This is a genomic window from Rhizobium sp. IBUN (assembly GCF_000510625.1).
In the GTDB taxonomy this organism is placed as follows: Bacteria; Pseudomonadota; Alphaproteobacteria; order Rhizobiales; family Rhizobiaceae; genus Rhizobium; species Rhizobium altiplani.
Map to the genome: position 1 here is coordinate 1 of NZ_AZNV01000030.1, position 16,725 is coordinate 16,725.

Genomic DNA, 16,725 nt, shown 5'->3' on the forward strand with positions numbered 1-16,725 from the left:
TCCGACAGGACGCAAAGGACATGGATCCAGCAACGTGTCGAACCGTTGAACGCTAAGACCGAACTGGCGCCTGATCACAAGCGGCGGCTTCTCCAGANGCTCGTGGAGGTGACAGGGTACGAGCGGTATCTCAACAAGAAGTTCGTCGGCACGACGCGCTTTGGGCTCGACGGCGGGGAGTCGACAATCGTTGCTCTCGAAGAGATCCTTGAGCATGGTGTGGCCCTTGGTGTAACTGAGGTCGTTTTCGGCATGGCCCATCGCGGACGTCTGAACGTCCTTAGCCAGGTGATCCACAAGCCACACCGGGCAATCTTCAGCGAATTCAAGGGCGGATCATTCCTCCCGGACGAAGTTGAAGGGTCCGGCGACGTAAAGTATCATCTGGGAACCTCTTCGGATCGGGAGATCGGCGGTAAGCGGGTTCACCTGTCCCTGATCGCCAATCCTTCGCATCTTGAGATCATCGACCCGGTGGTGCTGGGGAAAGTCAGAGCCAAGCAGGAACAGCACAGCGATACAGCGGAGCGCACGACAGTCCTGCCGCTCCTGATCCACGGCGATGCGGCATTCGCCGGACAGGGGGTCGTTGCCGAGAGCCTCGGCCTATCAGGCCTGAAAGGCTACCGGACGGGAGGCTCGGTCCATCTGATAATCAACAACCAGGTCGGCTTCACGACCGACCCGAGCTACTCTCGGTCCTCACCTTATCCGTCCGATGTCGCCAAGATGGTCGAAGCGCCGATCTTTCACGTGAATGGCGACGATCCTGAAGCAGTGGTACGCGTCGCCAGGCTCGCGATCGAATATCGCCAGACCTTTCACAAACCTGTTGTAATCGATCTGATCTGCTTCCGGCTCTTTGGCCATAACGAGGGCGATGAGCCGTCGTTCACTCAACCCGAGATGTACAAGGAAATTAGAAAGCACACGTCGACGCTCGACATCTACGCGGAGAGGCTGATCGCGGAGGGGGTTGTAGGGAAGGGCGAGGTCGAGGACGCCAGCGAGAGGTGGGTTGAGCACCTTGATCTCGAGTTGGAGGCATCCAAATCATACAAGCCGAACAAGGGCGACTGGCTGGATGGCAAATGGGCGGGACTTGGCTCTGGCAGCGCTGAAAGCGAGGATGAGAGCGATGGCGCTACAGGCGTCGAGGTATCGACGCTAAGGACCATCGGCGACAAGATCACAACGCTACCGGGCGGTTTTCACGCGCACCCCACTGTCGGTCGTTTCCTTGAGGCGCGACGTAGGGCGATCGAGGCCGGTACCGGCATCGACTGGGCGACGGCAGAGGCGCTCGCATTCGGATCACTTGCCGTTGAAGGGTATCCAGTTCGTCTCTCGGGGCAGGACAGCGAACGCGGGACCTTCTCGCAGCGCCATTCGGTGATCATCGATCAGGAAACCGGGGCGCGCTACGCGCCGCTGGCTTCCATCAGTCCCGACCAGGCGCCGTGCGAGACTTTCAACTCGATGCTGTCGGAGCAGGGCGTCCTTGGCTTCGAATATGGATATTCGCTTGCCGAACCGAACGCGCTTGTTCTCTGGGAGGCGCAGTTCGGTGACTTTGCCAACGGCGCCCAAGTGCTGTTCGACCAGTTCCTGTCGTCGGCGGAGCGCAAGTGGTTGCGGATGTCGGGCCTGGTCTGCCTGCTGCCCCACGGATATGACGGTCAGGGGCCAGAACATTCATCAGCACGGTTGGAGCGTTATCTGCAAAGTTCGGCCGAGGGTAACTGGCAGGTCGCCAACTGCACGACCCCAGCAAACTATTTCCATATTCTCAGGCGGCAACTGGCGCGCAATTTCCGCAAACCGCTGATCCTGATGACTCCCAAAAGCTTGCTGCGCCACAAGCGGTGTCGGTCGGACCTCGTCGACCTCGGCACAACGGGGCGATTTCAACGCATCCTTCGCGACGAGGGCGAAATGGACGATGGAAACCCGGTCAAGCTGGTCCCCGACAGCAAAATTCGGCGGCTCCTGCTGTGCTCGGGCAAGGTCTACTATGATCTTCAGGATGAGCGGGCCAGGCGCGGTATCGACGACGTCTATCTACTGCGTGTCGAACAGCTCTATCCGTTCCCGGTCAAGGCAATTGCAGCGGAACTGGGGCGCTTCCCGACGGCTGGCATCGCCTGGTGCCAAGAGGAGCCGAAGAACATGGGCGCTTGGTCATTCGTCGAGCCCTACCTCGAATGGGCCATTACACAAGCTCGCGGATCCGCGGGGCGAGCGGGCTATGCGGGCCGACCAGCTTCGGCATCAACGGCTTCCGGTCAGATGTCGCGCCACGTTGCGGAGGTTGGCCTGTTTATGAACGCGGCGTTCGCCGCATAGCTGCGAATGGAGATCAACATACGTTTAAGTTGATCTCATTCCCAGAAAGACGGACGCGAGGGCAGGTGGACTACATGACGTCCACGTTCATCCGATCGATCGTCGTCGTGCGCGTAGCGTGCGTCCACGATGCCGAGGCAAAGGCGCTTCAGCATCGACGTATCGGTCGTTCTCGCGCAGCAAAGCGAGTGAGGTTCAAGGAAAGACCATGGAAACATTGCAAGTCATCAAGGCGCTCGCGCACCCGGCACGAATGGACATACTGAATTGGCTGAGGGATCCGGAGACGCATTTTGGTGATCAGGAACATCCCCTCGCAATGGGCGTCTGCGCTAACCAATTCCAGCGGAGCGGCCTGGCGCAATCCACTGTTTCGGCACATCTTTCAGCGCTGAGCGCGGCCGGCCTCGTCACCAGCAGGCGGGTGGGACAGTGGATTTTCTACAAGCGCAACGAGGAAGCCATCGCCACGTTCTTGAAGCAGCTTGCGCACGACCTCCAGGGAAACAGGAAAAGCGTGGATCGCTCAGGTCGAGGCGAGGTCGATAACCACACGGCCGCGTATTCTCCCGGCGATGATGTCCTCAGCAAGTTGGGGTAGTCTGGACATGGGTTCGACGGTCGTCATCTTTCTTAGCTTCTCCCTGTCGAGATCGCGCTCAAGGCGCCTCCATGCAGCGAGGCGTTGCTTGAGCGGGGCAGCGACGGAGTCCATGCCGATCAATGCGACGCTTCGAAGAATATGCGGCATCACGGTACCGTTCAGATCCGCGCCCCCGGCAAGGCCACAGGCGACGATTGCGCCGCCTCGTACCGTCTGAGCAAGAATGTTTACCAGCGTGTTCGAACCGACGCTGTCAATGCCGCCGGTCCAACGTTCCTTTTGAAGCGGCGGTCCTTTCTCCTGAAGACTTGCTCTATCGACAAGGCCGGTCGCTCCCAGGAAAGCAAGGTAGTCGTGGGTCTCGGGACGCCCTGTCGCCGCCGTGACATTGTAGCCTTGCGCGGAAAGCAGCGCGACCGCGACCGAGCCAACACCACCAGCCGCCCCGGTGACAATCACTTCGCCTGAGCCAGGCGTTATCGTGCCCCATTTCTCCAGCGCATCGACGCACAGGGCTGCGGTGTACCCGGCGGTCCCTATGGCCATCGCCTCCTGCATCGAAAAGCTGTCGGGTAGGCGGATTAGCCACTCCGCCTTGACTCGTTGATATCGGCAATAGGCGCCCCATTCCGTCTCGGACAGTCCCCAACCATTCAGGACAACCTTGTCGCCCGGTTGCCATTTTGTCGAACGGCTCTCCACAACCGTACCCGCCAGATCCACGCCAGCGATCATCGGCATGCGTCGGGCGATGCGCCCCTTGCCCGTGATTGCCAGGCCGTCCTTGTAATTGAGCGTCGAGTACGCGATTTCGACCAGAACGTCGTAGTCCGGCAGTTCTGCCATGGAAATCTCGCGAAACGTGCCGCTTGTCTTGCCGTCCCCGCTGTCGATCACCATCGCCGGGAAGCTCTTTTCCATGACTGTCTCCAAAGTGTCGTCCGTGTAGTGGTCGAATTGGCATCATTCACGCCGTAGCAAGCGTCCGAGGCGGTGGCGCGTTCACGGCTGTCGCCCCGGACGGCCGGAACCTGTGGCGGTATTCGACGGGCGTCACATTTATCCGTCGCATGAAGGCGCGACGCAAACCGGTTTGATCCGCGAACCCGCACAGGCTTGCGACCCTCTTTAACGGGGTGTCGCTCTCTTCGAGAATTCGCCGAGCGGCTTCCACCCTGGCAGCCTCGACGTAATCGCCGGGGGTCATGTGGGTTTCGCGCTTAAACGTCCTGGCGAAATTTCGGCTGCTCATCCCAAGCCGTGCCGCCAATGTTTCGACCGAGAGGTCGCCCGCGATGTTGTCGACGATCCATTGTGTGATGTCGCGGATCGGACCGATCTCGGCCGCCTGCGCTTCGAGATGAACGCTAAACTGCGACTGGCCGCCGGGACGCTGGAGGAACAGGATGAGTTCCTTGGCGACCCGCAACGCAATGCTTCGGCCGAAATCCTCTTCCACCAGGGCAAGGGCCAGATCCATGCTCGCGGTGACCCCGGCGCTGGTATAGATTGGACCGTCCTTGACGAAGATCGTATTTGGCTCGAGCCTCACGCTCGGAAACATGTTGGCGAGCCGGGAAGTGGAATTCCAGTGTGTCGTCGCCCGACGACCGTCCAGCAGCCCCGCCTTTCCAAGAAGGAAGGCGCCAGTGCATATCGAGGCGAGCCGGCGAACGTGGCGCGATTCCCGACCTATCCACTGCAGAAGCTTTCGATGATCCTCATACTCGCGGATGCCGGGACTTCCGGCAATCAACAAAGTGTCGAACCCTTCCAGAGTGTCCTTGATCGACATATCCGGCAGAAATCGAGTGCCGTTGAGGGCGGTGACGGGCTCCATCGTCAGGCCCACGATTTCAAGCGAATAGCCGGCTCGCCCTTTCAGCTGCGTCGTGGCCTCCGAGAATACGTCCATCGGCCCTGCCACGTCGAGCATCTGGACGCCAGGGATGGTGAGGATCGCGATACGCATGGTCGGCCCCTGCTTGTGGGCCGCCCGCAGGCTCCGGGCCGTGCAAGCGGCTAGAGTTTCGATCTTAAGTCGAGGTAGTGTCCGGTCAAGCGCTCGAGGTTAAACGCTCTGTTGAGGCCGCTCGGGTTCGGCAGGACCCAGGTCCTCGCTCCGGCGAACACCTCGCTCTGCCGTCCCCAATCGCAATCACCGCGGCCACTGATGGCAGCGAACGCAGCCTTTCCCAGGAACGCCAGATTGTGCGGTGAGAAGCGGTTGATTTTCGCCTCTAGCTCGGGTGCAGCCGTGACGTAGTCGTCGGCAGTCAGTTCGGCAGCACTCCTCGTCGCCCGCGACACTGCGGCTGTTATCCCACAGCCGTAAGCGAGCAATTCCTGTTCCTCCTCCGCCCTCAACAGGCGAGGGGTGAAGTCTGCCAGATGCAGAACCCGCCAGAAGCGGTTACTGGGCGACGAGAAATTGTGGCCGTCCCGCTCAGCGGTGACGGCCGGATTGAGGCCGCAGAAGACAACGCGAAGGCCTGCCGAAAGGACGTCGGACAGCCCCCCGCTCTGGATGGCGGGAGCATCAACATCGAGGCCGCCTTCGATAAACGTGCGGTTCTGCGGGTCTCCACACATGGTCACACCAGCGCACGGCCCTCGGCGGATATCACCGAGCCCATGTCCACGACTTCGTCAGCCAGGATCATCTCGTTGTGAGGCTTTCCCGACGGGATCATCGGCAAGCAGTTTTCGGTCTTCTCGACCCGGCAATCGAAGATCACCGGTCCGGGAGTGTCCAGCATCTCGATGATCTTGCCGTCCAGTTCCTCTGGCTTTTCCGCCCGGATACCCACGGCGCCGTACGCCTCGGCGAGCTTCACGAAGTCCGGAAGGCTTTCCGAATAGGAATGGCTGTAGCGTTCGTCATGCAGCAACTCCTGCCATTGCCGGATCATTCCCATGTATTCGTTGTTGAGGATGAATATCTTGACCGGGAGCCTGTACTGGACCGCAGTCGACATCTCCTGGATGTTCATCAGTATCGATGCCTCGCCGGCGATGTCTATGACGGCGCTCCTGGGATGCGCGAGCTGGACACCGATCGCAGCCGGCAGGCCATAACCCATCGTCCCAAGCCCGCCTGATGTCATCCAGCGGTTTGGCTCGTTCAGATGGAAGAACTGCGCCGCCCACATTTGGTGCTGCCCGACTTCCGTCGTGACGTAGACGTCTCGGTCGAGTGTCAGCGCCCGCAGCCGCTCGAGCGCGTATTGCGGCTTGATGACTTCCGAGGAATTGCGATAGCCGAATGCCTTGCGTGCACGCCACGCCTCGATCTGCTTCCACCAGGGCGCAAGCCTATCCTTGCGCTCTTGCTGACGCTGGCGTGGCCACCCGGCGATGAGGTCTTCCAGGACAGACAGGGCATCGCCGACGATACCAACGTCGACGGGAACAACTTTTCCGATCGACGACGGATCGATATCGACGTGTATCTTCCGCGATCCCGGAGAAAAGGCGTCGAGACGACCTGTGACGCGATCGTCGAACCGGGCGCCGAGGCAGAGCATGACGTCGCAGTCGTGCATCGCATGATTGGCCTCGTATGCGCCGTGCATGCCAGGCATTCCGAGCCACAGGTCGTCGGAGGCGGGGAACGCCCCCAAGCCCATCAGCGTCGAGGTAACGGGCGCACCGACAAGGGCGGCAAACTCGCGTAGCAGTGCACTCGCCTTGGGCCCGGAATTGATGACGCCGCCACCGGTGTAGAGTATCGGCCGGCGCGCCTCGGACAGAAGCTTTATGGCCTGTGCGATGCTTGCCGCATTGCCTTTGATCTGCGGCTCGTACCGATGGAGAGGGATCGCCTCGCGGGGGCCTGAGTAACGCCCGCGTGCGACCTGGATATCCTTCGGGATATCAATCAGAACAGGGCCGGGCCGTCCGGTGGTCGCTATCCGATAGGCCTCGTGCATGACATGAGGAAGTTCCTCAATGCTTCTGACCAGATAATTGTGTTTTGTACACGAGCGCGTGATGCCGATCGTGTCGGCTTCCTGAAAAGCGTCGGTGCCGATCAGATGAGTAGGAACCTGGCCGGTGATGACGATCAGCGGGATCGAATCCATCAGCGCATCGACGATGCCGACGACGGTATTGATCGCGCCCGGCCCACTGGTGACGAGAACGACGCCCGGCTTGCCGCTCGATCGCGCGTATCCCTCGGCGGCATGGGCTGCACCCTGCTCGTGGCGCACTAGGATATGGCGAAGCCGGGGCTCATCCAAGAGAGCGTCGTAAATGGGAAGCACCGCGCCGCCCGGATACCCAAAGAGGATTTCAGCCCCTTGGTCGGCCAAGGCTCGCACGACCATGGCTGCGCCTGTTATCTCTTCGAAGTTTGCCGTCGCTGGCGTCGTTGCGGTGATATTGATCGTCATGATTGAGGTCCAGTCTTAGCGCACAGGCTCTAGGGTCTATCGATCCAATATAGGCGCGCGACACCTGTCCGGAATTTCAATTCCGTGGCAAAAACAGACAATCCTACGTCGTTTACGGCCAGGGTTTCAGGCAGCAGCGGTGTCCTGGCCGACACGCCATCAGAGTTGGCTCGGCGCTAGCTGTCGCGCCGAACTTCTGCAATCTGCATCATCACCGACTTTATGGCGCCTTCGTCATGCAACTCGCCGACCAGCAGTTTGAACCAGCTGAAGCCGACCCACAGGGCGACCTTGTCGTCCACCTCGTCGGCCCGCAACTCGCCGCGCGCTGCACCGCCGCTCAACATCCGTCTCACGTCGGCGGTGCGATCTGGAAGAAACCTGTCGCGCAGCGCACTTAGCGCCTCCGGCGTACCCTGTGCCTCGGCGATCAAGCCGCGAAGCGCGGCCCCGGCCGGGTGCGACTCCCAGAAACGCCACAGACTGGTCGTGTACTGCACAAGTTCTTCAACAAGATTTCCGGTGTCTGGAACCGGCACGAAGGTCGAACGCTCGGCGGTGTAGATCGCGATAAAAAGGTCGGCTTTCGTCGGGTACCAGCGATAGATCGTCGTTTTTCCTGCACCGGCTCGGCGGGCGACCTCGTCGACTGAGAAACCGGCATAGCCCTTTTCCGAAATCAGATCCTTGGCGGCGGCAAGCACAGCAGTCTCTGCTTCCGGGTTGCGACGCGATCCAATGGATGTTCGCTTCTTGGCAGGGGCGGGTATCGGTTTCGTGGTCATTGACAAGGCGTACCTCAACTTCGTAGCCCCGATCAACAACGATTACACTACGAATGATCGACCAGATGAGCGCGCGACTCGGAGGGCTCAAAAGGACTCGCGAAGTACTGGGTTTCCCTCTCTACAAGGCCATTCGCAAATTCCATTATGCTCACCGAGTAAGAGGGCGCACCGTCGTAGGTCAGGACAAACTCCGTGACCCACAGGTTTCCGCTCCCGATGATGCGGTGGACGGAAAAACGCTTCTTGTTTGGTTGAACGAAGCGGCTTTCCTGGATCTTCCTGCGTCCCCGGATATGTTCTCCGGATTGCGGATATTCAAGCAGGGCATTCTCCTGATAGATTTCATGCTCCAGCTCGAAATCCCCGGCGTCCGAGGCTGCCCAATGCCGTTCGAGCGCCGCCCTGAGTTCCCGATCTTCCATCTTGGACATTCCTTCCTCGACATGCTTCCAATCTCACTTGGCTGCTTGCACCCCGGTGACGCGGGGAATGAAGCCGGGAACTCCGGTGTCGACCACGCCGTTGAAGCGGATGTTTGTGGTTATATGCTCGCGCATCTGAAGCATCGCATCCTCGGGCAGGGTGGAAAAGTCGAAGTTCTCCTCGATCCGCTTTGGGTTCTTGGACGTCGTCAGGAATGCCGTTCCGCGTTGGGCTGCCCAAGCCAATGCGATCTGAGCCGGCGTCTTGCCGAGGCGTTTGGATATCGTGGTGACGACCGGGTCCTCGAGCGGGTTTGGAACCATTGCATGGCCGAGAGCTGCGAAAGCCAAGAGAACGATGCCGTGTTTCTGGCAGTATTCCAGCAATTCCCACTCGGGAAGGTATGGATGCGACTCTACCTGCACGATGGCAGGCTTGATGCGTGCTTCCTCGACAATCTCCTTGAGCTTGTCGAGCGAGACGTCGGAGAGCCCGATGGACCTGCACCGGCCGCTGTCGACAAGTTCTTCCAGTGCGCGCCATGTGTCGACCAGCTTGACGCCAGGATCGTATATGACGTGTCCGTACTCGTCTCGCGGGTCCTTTTCCTCGCCGGGGAGGAAGGCGAACGGCGTATGTATGAGATAGGCGTCGATGTAGTCGACCTGGAGACGACGGCAACTTGCTTCGAAGGCAGGTCTGACCCGTTCCGGGCGATGGTTTGTGTTCCAAAGCTTCGTGGTGACGAAAAGGTCTTCTCGACGCAAGGTACCCGCGGCAATGGATTCGCTGAACGCCGCGCCGACCGCTTCTTCGTTCAGATATCGCTCGGCGCAGTCGAAATGGCGGAACCCTGTCAAAAGTGCCGCCTTCACGGCCTGTTTCGTCGCAGTCGCATCGGGTATCAGTGTTCCAAACCCGGCGACCGGGATCGCGCCGGTGCCATGGGAGAGAGGGATTCTCCTGAAGCGGAGCATATCTGGGGCTTCCATTTGCCATTCCTTCGTTTGGGGCAAAAACTTGCATCGGCGCGAGCTTTTCTCGTTGCGCCTTAGCCAGACCAGCCGCGATGACATCACGCGTGCTTCCTTGTAAAGCGACACCGTTTCCCGGCCTATTGTACCTTGGTGTCAACACGCTTTCGCCAGCACCGCACCGGGCTCAGCCGACGTCATTCCGATTTGTGGCGGAGCGTTTTCGACCGTGATTGTAAAAAGCTCCTGGGCGCGGCTGACGCCACGCAGCACGTGGGAACCGATCGATTGCAGACCATCGGTCTCAGAACGCGGCACGATCGCCGCAAAGGGCGCGGACATGAGGAACTTGCGTTGCAGAGGTCGGCAAAGCGAGGCAATGCGGCTGACCTCGTTTACGGCAGGGCCGATGACCGTGAAGTCGAGACGGTCCTGGCTGCCGATGTTTCCGTAGAAGACATCTCCCACATGCAGCCCGAGATAGACGTCCGTCACGGGACGGCCTTCGGCGCTGCGTTGCGCATTAAGTGCGACCAGCCGCTTGTCGAGCAAAGCGCGCGCATGGAGCGCGGCAGCGCATGTGCGGCTGGCGACGTCGCCTCTGAAGATCGCGAGCGTCCCGTCGCCCATCAGTTTGAGCACTTCGCCGCCGGCTTCCTCGATCGAGGAGATCACCGCGTCGGAGTAATCATTGAGCATGGGAATGATTTCTTCAGGATCGACCGTGTCCGAGATCCGGGTGAAGTTGGCGAGATCGGAAAACCATAGCGCTGCAGAGATGCGTTCGCTCCGGCCACGCGTGATCCTTCCATGCAGCACATGGTTAGCCGCGCCCTCGCCGAGATAGACCTTTGCAATGGTGGAGGCAGCACCACTCACCACCACGCACTTGACCGCAAGTGCAAGGCACGGCAGGAGGTCGCGCAGCGCCTGCTCGTCTGCCTCGGAAAAACCATCGGGCACGCGGGTCCCGAACTGTGAGAAAAAGCAATCAATACCGCCGATGGCGCCTGGATCGTCAAAGCGGTGTGCCGTGGCGATGAAATCTGTAAACCCATCCCGCTTCATCGTGTCGACGAGAAAAAAGTCGGCCGGATCGCCGTTCAGCAGCCGTCGGCGCACCTCCGTGCCGCCCGTCCTCTTCAGATAGTGGAAGGCAGAGCGCTGCCAGTCGCTCGGGATGCCACCTGGATTGGCGAACCCGAACTCGAAGACACGTTGCATCCATCGGGACCGACCCCAGCGGTAGGCTCGGCGTTCGTACACCGGATGCAGCGTATCCATGACGGCGCTTGCCCTGTCGATCTGCAGTCCACCAGCGTTGCAGCGCTCGCAGAACCCCGCGAGCAGGTCCTCCTCCGGCAAGCCCTTCAGTCCGGATTGCATCAGCCAGTTGGTGATGTTCTTGGCGTGGTGGTCGTCCACGGGAGCAACTCCTGCTATTGAGCCTTCCAATCAACAGTCGATCGGTGCGGCGGTTTTGCCTCATCTCGTCGTCAGCGGGTGCGGTGGAGAGGGCTTCATCAGGGAGACTACGATCAGCCCGACAATCGCGGCCATGAAGGTGATCCAGAACCCGTCGATATAGGCCTGGACGTTCGCTTCCCTCTGGACGATCGTTGCCAGTACCGCCACGCCGCGTTTCAGGGCTTCGGACTGCGACGTTGCCGGTGCAGACCCTGAGCCAAGCTGAGCGATTATCGAATTCCACCCCGGCGTCGTCCCGGTGACGTGAAGGCCGATCAGGTACGAGTGCAATTGTTCGCGCTGGCGCACCCAGGTCGTCATCGACGTCGCGACGGTCTCAGAACAGATCAGGCGCATGACCTGGACATAGGCGACGAGGGATATGGCGCGGGCCGGGTTCACATTGCTGAACAGGGTTGCCACCGCAGCAAGAAATACAATCTCTTCGCCGAACGTCTGCAGGATCACGATCAGCCGGAACTCGGGCAGCGACCATATGCTGGTCAACTGTGTACCAAGCCATGCCGATATTGCGAAACATGTGAAGCCGATGATCAAGGTCCAACGTTGCTTGAGGGTCCGGACAAGCGCCACAGCCGTACCGGTTGCCGCGAAGAGAAGCAGAACTGCGTAGGGTGCGGTGAAGTCGCCGATCTGCTCCGGACGCAGGCGCGCCACGCTGACCAGGAAGTTCGGTTCCAGCAGCGAACTGCCGAGACTGGCGATCATGAAGCAGGCGATGGCGGCGAACCCCAACGCGATGTTTCTGTGACGGAGGATTGAAATATGAGCCCACGGATCCTTGACCCGCGTCTCGTGCCACAAGAATACGCAGAAGAGAAAGGCCGTTGCGGCGAGAAGCGACACCACATACCCCGAGCGGAACCAGTCCAGACGGTTACCCTGGTCCAAGGCGAAATAGAGCGTCGTCAAAGCTACGCCAAAAAGCGCCATTCCGCCCCAGTCGGCACGATCCAGAAGCTCCCGGTCGACCTTCATCGGTTTCCCGCCATACCAGAACAGGATGCCGATGACGGGCGCGACGACGGCGCCTTGCCAGTAGAGCCATTGCCATCCGATCGTTTGGGTGTAACTGCCGGCGGCATACAGGCCGAGGTTTTGCGCGAACGGTATTCTCAGGACGTAGAACGAAAGAGCAAAGATCCAGTACCTCGGATCAAGGTTTCGAAAGGCAACCAAGAGCGTTGCTCCGACGAAGATGCCAAGCACCATTGCTCTTAGAGCATGCAATGCGACGATAGGTTCGAAGCCGTGGGCAAATGGTATCGCAACGGAGATGACGGAATAGAGAATAGACGGCCCGATCATGACCTTCTTGACGCCAAAGACGCCGATCAACCAGCCGATGCTCGGTGCAACGAGAATTTGCGGTGCCGTCGCGAAGGTGCTCAGCCAGGCGCCCTCGTCGAAACTCAAACCGAACGCGCCGCGCAGGTCCGCGAGGCCGATGCTTGCGGTCCGGACGTCGAAGGCAGTCAGTATCGACGCCATGACCATGGCAACCGCGACATATCCCTGTCGCGGAAGATCGCTTGAATGAACGCGCCTAGACATCGCGCTTTCCTTTTGTGGCTATTCGGGTTGTGACCGACATGCCTGGACGCAGGCGCTCAAAGTTCGGTTGCGTCGGGTCGATTTCGATGCGCACGGTCAGACGTTGGGCAACCTTCGTGAAGTTGCCGGTCGCATTGTCAGGGGGCAAAAGCGCGAACGTCGAACCGCTTGCGGGCGATACTTTCGAAACGATGCCGTGGAGGGTTTCTCCCGGCAGCAGATCGACAGAAATGTCGACGGGCTGCCCCTCGCGAACCAGAGCCAACTGGTTCTCCTTGTAGTTTGCGAGGATGTAAACCTTCGGAAGCGGCACGATCGAGATAAGGTTCGTGCCCGTAGCGACGTAGTTTCCGAGCTGTACGCTCCGCTTCGCGACAACGCCATCGACGGGTGCGCGCACATCGGCGTAGCCGAGATCAAGTTCACGTGCCGCAACGTCAGCCACGGCGGTGTCGACGTTCGCTTTCAGCACGTCACGCTGTTTTGCGATCACGTCGAGCTTGACCCGCTGAGCGACCACCGTCGCGTCTGTCATCTTGGAGTTCGCCAACGCCCGCTCGTGAGCCGCGGTAGCCTTTTCCAGCGTCTGGACCGAGCTCGCCCTGCCGTCGATGCCAAGTCGCGTCTGGCGCTCAAGCTCCTTGCTCGCCTGGATTTCATCAGCGGCGGAGGCCTGCTGCTGCGCGACGGCGACGTCGATCTGGGTGAGCTGAAACGTTCGCTGGGTGTCATTGTCTTCGAGCTGAGCACGGGCCGCTTGAAGCCTCGCTTTGGCAGCTCGGAGAGCGACTTCGAACGGCTTTCGGTCGATCGAGAACAACAAGTCACCAGCTTTGACACGCTCGTAGTCGCGGACCGAAATCCCGTCGACCGTGCCTGCGACGCGGGCGCTGATGGAGGAGACGTCCGCATAGACTGCCGCGTCGTCCGTCGTTTGCACCGATCGGCTTGCGACCCACCAATCCCAGTTGGCTCCGGCGCCGACAACGGCGGAAAGAGCGACGACGATTGCCGTGACAGGCACGACGAACGAGGACGGTGATGCTTTGTTGGGGGAGGGAGCCGCCGGATGCGTGCCGTCCTGAGTTCCAGGCAGCGCCGTGACGTTGGTTCCCGACTGCTCAGTTACTTGGTTCTTGTTTCTCAACCAGGCCATTGTCTTCGTCCGTTTGGTAGATCCGAGTTTCGCCTTCCGCGACGCTCGCGGCGTCCCGGAAGAAATCGGCGATGTCGGACCGCGCGGGCTTTCAGGTTCACGCGGCAGATGCGGTTCGCCGTTCCGTCGCTTCGTAGATTGGACATACGAAGCTCCACGACCCACCTCCGCATCGTCCGACAGGAGGGTCGGCAACCGATCGAATTCACCCACGGCGACCTACGGGAACAAATCCCCGAGCCGCTCGAAACCAAACCCTCGGCTGTCATGCGACTGATATAAACGATACGTATCGTTTCAACAAGGTGCGACCTATGAAAATACGCTTGCCCAGGTATTCGTCTTTTCATGACCGGGCGGCGCCGATCCGCCATGAAAGCAGGCCCGTCATCGAGGCGCCATTCAACCAAGGTATCGGCGACACCTTCGTATAATGGAATGCGTGTCCGTTCGGATGTTCTCTTGTGACGGGACCGGGCAACATGTCCGCTTGCGGATCAGAAGCCTTGGATCCTCAACCAAGCGGTATTGGCATGGGGAGAATGTCTTATGGCTCGCCTTCTTTCCGTCAACGTCGGGTTGCCCCGCGACGTCGAATGGCAGAACAGGATCGTCAAGACGGCGATTTGGAAGAGCTCGGTCGAGGGTCCACGCATGGCGCGGACATTGAACATCGACGGCGATGGGCAGGCCGACCGCGCCGGACATGGTGGCAAGCAACGCGCGGTCTTCGTCTACCAGATAAGCTCCTACCGGTACTGGGAAAGGCACTTGGGCCGAAGCGACTTTGTCTATGGGCAGTTCGGAGAAAACTTTACGGTGGATGGGCTTGCCGACGCCGAGGTCTGCATCGGTGACCGCTATCGCATCGGTGGGGCGCTGTTCGAGGTGACGCAGCCCCGTGTCACATGTTATCGGCTCGGCATTCGCATGGACGTGCCCGAAATGGCGGCTCTGTTGGTATTGCATGACAGACCGGGCTTCTATTTTCGCGTTCTTGAGGAAGGCTATGTCCAAGCGGACGACGCTATCATCAAGACCGCATCCGGAGAGGGCGGCATGACTGTCTCGGAGATCAACGCGCTGCTCTACAAGCCTGGCCATCGCCGCGACCGATTGGAACGGGCGCTGCGCAATCCGGCGCTGAGCGCTGGTTGGCGCCGTTCGTTCCAGGCTTTGCTCACACAATCGGCCGAGGGCACGAAGGTGACGGGAAATGCTGGCCTGACGGGCGTGATCGAGACGCGCCCGGCGTGGGGTGGCTTCCGCGAGTTCCGCGTTGTTCGCAAGACGTCGGTGGTTAATCACGTCACCTCGCTTGAACTCCAGCCGTTGGACGGGAGGATGCTGGAGACCTACCTGCCAGGGCAATTCATCGTGCTCCGGCTGCACCCACGCTCGGCTCCGCTCCTGCTTCGAAGCTATTCACTGTCAGGCCGCGCGGACGGCGAGTGTTTCAGGGTAACCATCAAGCGCGAGCCGCACGGTGCTGCCGGCAGATTCGTAAGCGAAGAACTGAACGAGGGTGATCTCGTGGGGGTGAGCGCGCCGCGCGGCAGCTTCACATTGATCCGCGGCGACGGACCTGTGGCATTCCTGAGCGCGGGGATAGGGATGACGCCGGTTCTCGGCATGCTTCATTCTCTCGCCGCTGAGAAGTCCTCGCGGGAGATCTGGTGGCTCTACGGAACGCGCAGCAGCCTGGAGCATCCATTCGCACAGGAGGTACGCGAGCTCCTTCGATCGCTCCCGAAAGCCCATGGCCACACCTGCTACAGCGCGCCCGCGCCAGGCGACCGACAGGGCACTGACTATGACTCGACAGGCCACCTGGACACGGCAATCCTCAAGACGCTTGGCCTTCCGATCGAGAGCGATTTCTACCTTTGCGGACCTGCGAAGTTCATGAGCGACCTCACGGAAGGACTTGCTGGCATCGGAGTTGCGCGCCATCGCATCCACACCGAGATGTTCGGCGCCGGTTTATCCATAACGCCAGGAATCGCAACTTCGCCGCGACAGCCGCCGCATCAGCCGGCTGGCGAGCCCGGCTCCGGAGGATTGGTCTCGTTCGCCCGCAGCGGATTGGCCGTGCGTTGGAACCCGAGCATGCACAGCCTGCTCGACTTGGCTGAGGCATGCGATGTGCCGGCTCGCTGGTCCTGCCGGACCGGCGTCTGCCACACCTGCGAGACCGGATTGATCTCGGGCTTGGTTACCTATCAACCGAACCCGATCGATGGAGCTGCGGATGGCAATCTGCTGCTTTGCTGCTCGCAACCGGCAGGTGACCTCGTCATAGACCTATAGCGGCCATGGGCCGCACAAGCGGAGGAATTCGACATGAGATCGGACATCGTTTCGGGAGCGGTTTTTCCAGACTACGAACTCAGCGATCACACCGGCAAGCGTCGAAAGCTCTCGGAGTTGCAGGCCATCTATCCCATGGTGCTGGTTCTCAGCCGAGGCAGCTTCTGTCCCAAGGATCGACGTCAGCATGAGGGGTTGCTACAGCTCTATCGAGAAATGGAGGTCGGTTATTGCAGACTGGTAACGATCAGCACCGACACCATTGCCGAAGCACACGAGTTCCGCAGCGGCGTCGGGGCGCATTGGCCATTTCTGTCGGATCCGAGACGGACGATCCAGCAGGATCTCGAAATCGCGGAATACACGGACCCGGTTCATAATCCGATGATCCCCCATGTCATTGTCCTCGAACCTGGTCTGGTCGTCTACAAACTCTACAATGGCTATTGGTTCTTCGGCCGCCCGACAGTTGAGGACCTTCGCCAGGATCTGCGCGAGGTCTGCAAGAAATCCTGGCCCGACTGGGACATCACACAACCGGGGTTGCGGACCGCTTGGCAGGAAGGGCGTAAGGATATGTTCTTTCCCTATGGCAGATCCATCGCACAAACTCTGGCCGACGATTAGCCCACCGGTTTTCGGTGACCCGAGAGTGCAACCAGTCCGGTTAGCAAAGCGAGGGTGA

Annotated in this window: 13 protein-coding genes and 1 pseudogene; 4 read left to right on the top strand and 10 right to left on the bottom strand. The window is 60.2% G+C overall.

What is annotated here, in order from left to right:
* On the top strand, positions 1 to 2,346 hold a 2,346-nt coding region (locus tag RHIBUN_RS0123270; protein WP_025661384.1), incomplete at its 5' end, for a 2-oxoglutarate dehydrogenase E1 component.
* A 208-nt stretch (positions 2,347 to 2,554) separates the two neighbouring features.
* Positions 2,555 to 2,845 (top strand): annotated as a pseudogene (locus tag RHIBUN_RS0123275) (helix-turn-helix transcriptional regulator); the annotation flags it as partial.
* A gap of 27 nt (positions 2,846 to 2,872) precedes the next feature.
* Here RHIBUN_RS0123275 and RHIBUN_RS0123280 read toward each other — a convergent pair.
* The 10 genes from RHIBUN_RS0123280 to RHIBUN_RS0123325 all read right to left on the bottom strand — a co-directional run bounded on the left by RHIBUN_RS0123280 (position 2,873) and on the right by RHIBUN_RS0123325 (position 13,730).
* Positions 2,873 to 3,871, bottom strand: coding sequence for an MDR family oxidoreductase (locus RHIBUN_RS0123280; protein ID WP_025661386.1), 999 nt, complete (start codon positions 3,869 to 3,871; stop codon positions 2,873 to 2,875).
* A 46-nt stretch (positions 3,872 to 3,917) separates the two neighbouring features.
* Positions 3,918 to 4,922 carry a GlxA family transcriptional regulator gene (locus RHIBUN_RS0123285; protein ID WP_025661387.1) on the bottom strand — a complete coding sequence of 335 codons (1,005 nt, stop codon included), beginning with the start codon at positions 4,920 to 4,922 and terminating at the stop codon, positions 3,918 to 3,920.
* Between the two features lie 50 nt (positions 4,923 to 4,972).
* Positions 4,973 to 5,479, bottom strand: coding sequence for a G/U mismatch-specific DNA glycosylase (mug, locus tag RHIBUN_RS0123290; protein WP_037217457.1), 507 nt, complete (start codon positions 5,477 to 5,479; stop codon positions 4,973 to 4,975).
* 65 nt (positions 5,480 to 5,544) lie between these two features.
* Positions 5,545 to 7,347 carry an acetolactate synthase 3 large subunit gene (locus tag RHIBUN_RS0123295; RefSeq protein WP_025661389.1) on the bottom strand — a complete coding sequence of 601 codons (1,803 nt, stop codon included), beginning with the start codon at positions 7,345 to 7,347 and terminating at the stop codon, positions 5,545 to 5,547.
* 176 nt (positions 7,348 to 7,523) lie between these two features.
* Positions 7,524 to 8,132: a TetR/AcrR family transcriptional regulator gene (locus RHIBUN_RS0123300; protein ID WP_025661390.1), complete on the bottom strand. Its 609-nt coding sequence runs from the start codon at positions 8,130 to 8,132 to the stop codon at positions 7,524 to 7,526.
* Between the two features lie 47 nt (positions 8,133 to 8,179).
* Entirely contained in the window at positions 8,180 to 8,557 is a 378-nt protein-coding gene (locus RHIBUN_RS0123305; RefSeq protein ID WP_025661391.1) for a nuclear transport factor 2 family protein, read from the bottom strand.
* 33 nt (positions 8,558 to 8,590) lie between these two features.
* Positions 8,591 to 9,550, bottom strand: coding sequence for an aldo/keto reductase (locus RHIBUN_RS0123310; RefSeq protein WP_025661392.1), 960 nt, complete (start codon positions 9,548 to 9,550; stop codon positions 8,591 to 8,593).
* A 138-nt stretch (positions 9,551 to 9,688) separates the two neighbouring features.
* Positions 9,689 to 10,957 (bottom strand): adenylate/guanylate cyclase domain-containing protein, encoded by a 1,269-nt coding sequence (locus tag RHIBUN_RS0123315; protein WP_025661393.1) that lies wholly within the window; start codon positions 10,955 to 10,957, stop codon positions 9,689 to 9,691.
* A 60-nt stretch (positions 10,958 to 11,017) separates the two neighbouring features.
* A complete protein-coding gene (locus RHIBUN_RS0123320; protein ID WP_025661394.1) occupies positions 11,018 to 12,574 on the bottom strand; it encodes an MFS transporter in 1,557 nt (518 codons plus the stop codon).
* Positions 12,567 to 13,730, bottom strand: coding sequence for an HlyD family secretion protein (locus tag RHIBUN_RS0123325; RefSeq protein WP_025661395.1), 1,164 nt, complete (start codon positions 13,728 to 13,730; stop codon positions 12,567 to 12,569). Before RHIBUN_RS0123325 ends, RHIBUN_RS0123320 begins: the two co-directional genes overlap by 8 nt.
* Before the next feature lie 549 nt (positions 13,731 to 14,279).
* On the opposite strand from RHIBUN_RS0123325, the gene RHIBUN_RS0123330 reads away from it, so the two are divergent.
* Together RHIBUN_RS0123330 and RHIBUN_RS0123335 are read left to right on the top strand one after the other, a co-directional pair.
* Complete coding sequence (locus tag RHIBUN_RS0123330) at positions 14,280 to 16,040, top strand: MOSC and FAD-binding oxidoreductase domain-containing protein (RefSeq protein ID WP_025661396.1); 1,761 nt, start codon at positions 14,280 to 14,282, stop codon at positions 16,038 to 16,040.
* A gap of 33 nt (positions 16,041 to 16,073) precedes the next feature.
* Positions 16,074 to 16,667, top strand: a complete 594-nt coding sequence (locus RHIBUN_RS0123335) for a redoxin domain-containing protein (protein WP_025661397.1) — start codon at positions 16,074 to 16,076, stop codon at positions 16,665 to 16,667.
* Positions 16,668 to 16,725 lie beyond the last annotated feature (58 nt).

Excerpts from the sequence above, each read along its gene's own strand:
- RHIBUN_RS0123320 (WP_025661394.1), bottom strand. The coding sequence starts at position 12,574 with ATGTCTAGGCGCGTTCATTCAAGCGATCTTCCGCGACAGGGATATGTC.
- RHIBUN_RS0123330 (WP_025661396.1), top strand. The coding sequence starts at position 14,280 with ATGGCTCGCCTTCTTTCCGTCAACGTCGGGTTGCCCCGCGACGTCGAA.
- RHIBUN_RS0123300 (WP_025661390.1), bottom strand. The coding sequence starts at position 8,132 with ATGACCACGAAACCGATACCCGCCCCTGCCAAGAAGCGAACATCCATT.
- RHIBUN_RS0123305 (WP_025661391.1), bottom strand. The coding sequence starts at position 8,557 with ATGGAAGATCGGGAACTCAGGGCGGCGCTCGAACGGCATTGGGCAGCC.
- RHIBUN_RS0123280 (WP_025661386.1), bottom strand. The coding sequence starts at position 3,871 with ATGGAAAAGAGCTTCCCGGCGATGGTGATCGACAGCGGGGACGGCAAG.
- RHIBUN_RS0123325 (WP_025661395.1), bottom strand. The coding sequence starts at position 13,730 with ATGGCCTGGTTGAGAAACAAGAACCAAGTAACTGAGCAGTCGGGAACC.
- RHIBUN_RS0123335 (WP_025661397.1), top strand. The coding sequence starts at position 16,074 with ATGAGATCGGACATCGTTTCGGGAGCGGTTTTTCCAGACTACGAACTC.
- RHIBUN_RS0123295 (WP_025661389.1), bottom strand. The coding sequence starts at position 7,347 with ATGACGATCAATATCACCGCAACGACGCCAGCGACGGCAAACTTCGAA.
- RHIBUN_RS0123285 (WP_025661387.1), bottom strand. The coding sequence starts at position 4,922 with ATGCGTATCGCGATCCTCACCATCCCTGGCGTCCAGATGCTCGACGTG.
- RHIBUN_RS0123310 (WP_025661392.1), bottom strand. The coding sequence starts at position 9,550 with ATGGAAGCCCCAGATATGCTCCGCTTCAGGAGAATCCCTCTCTCCCAT.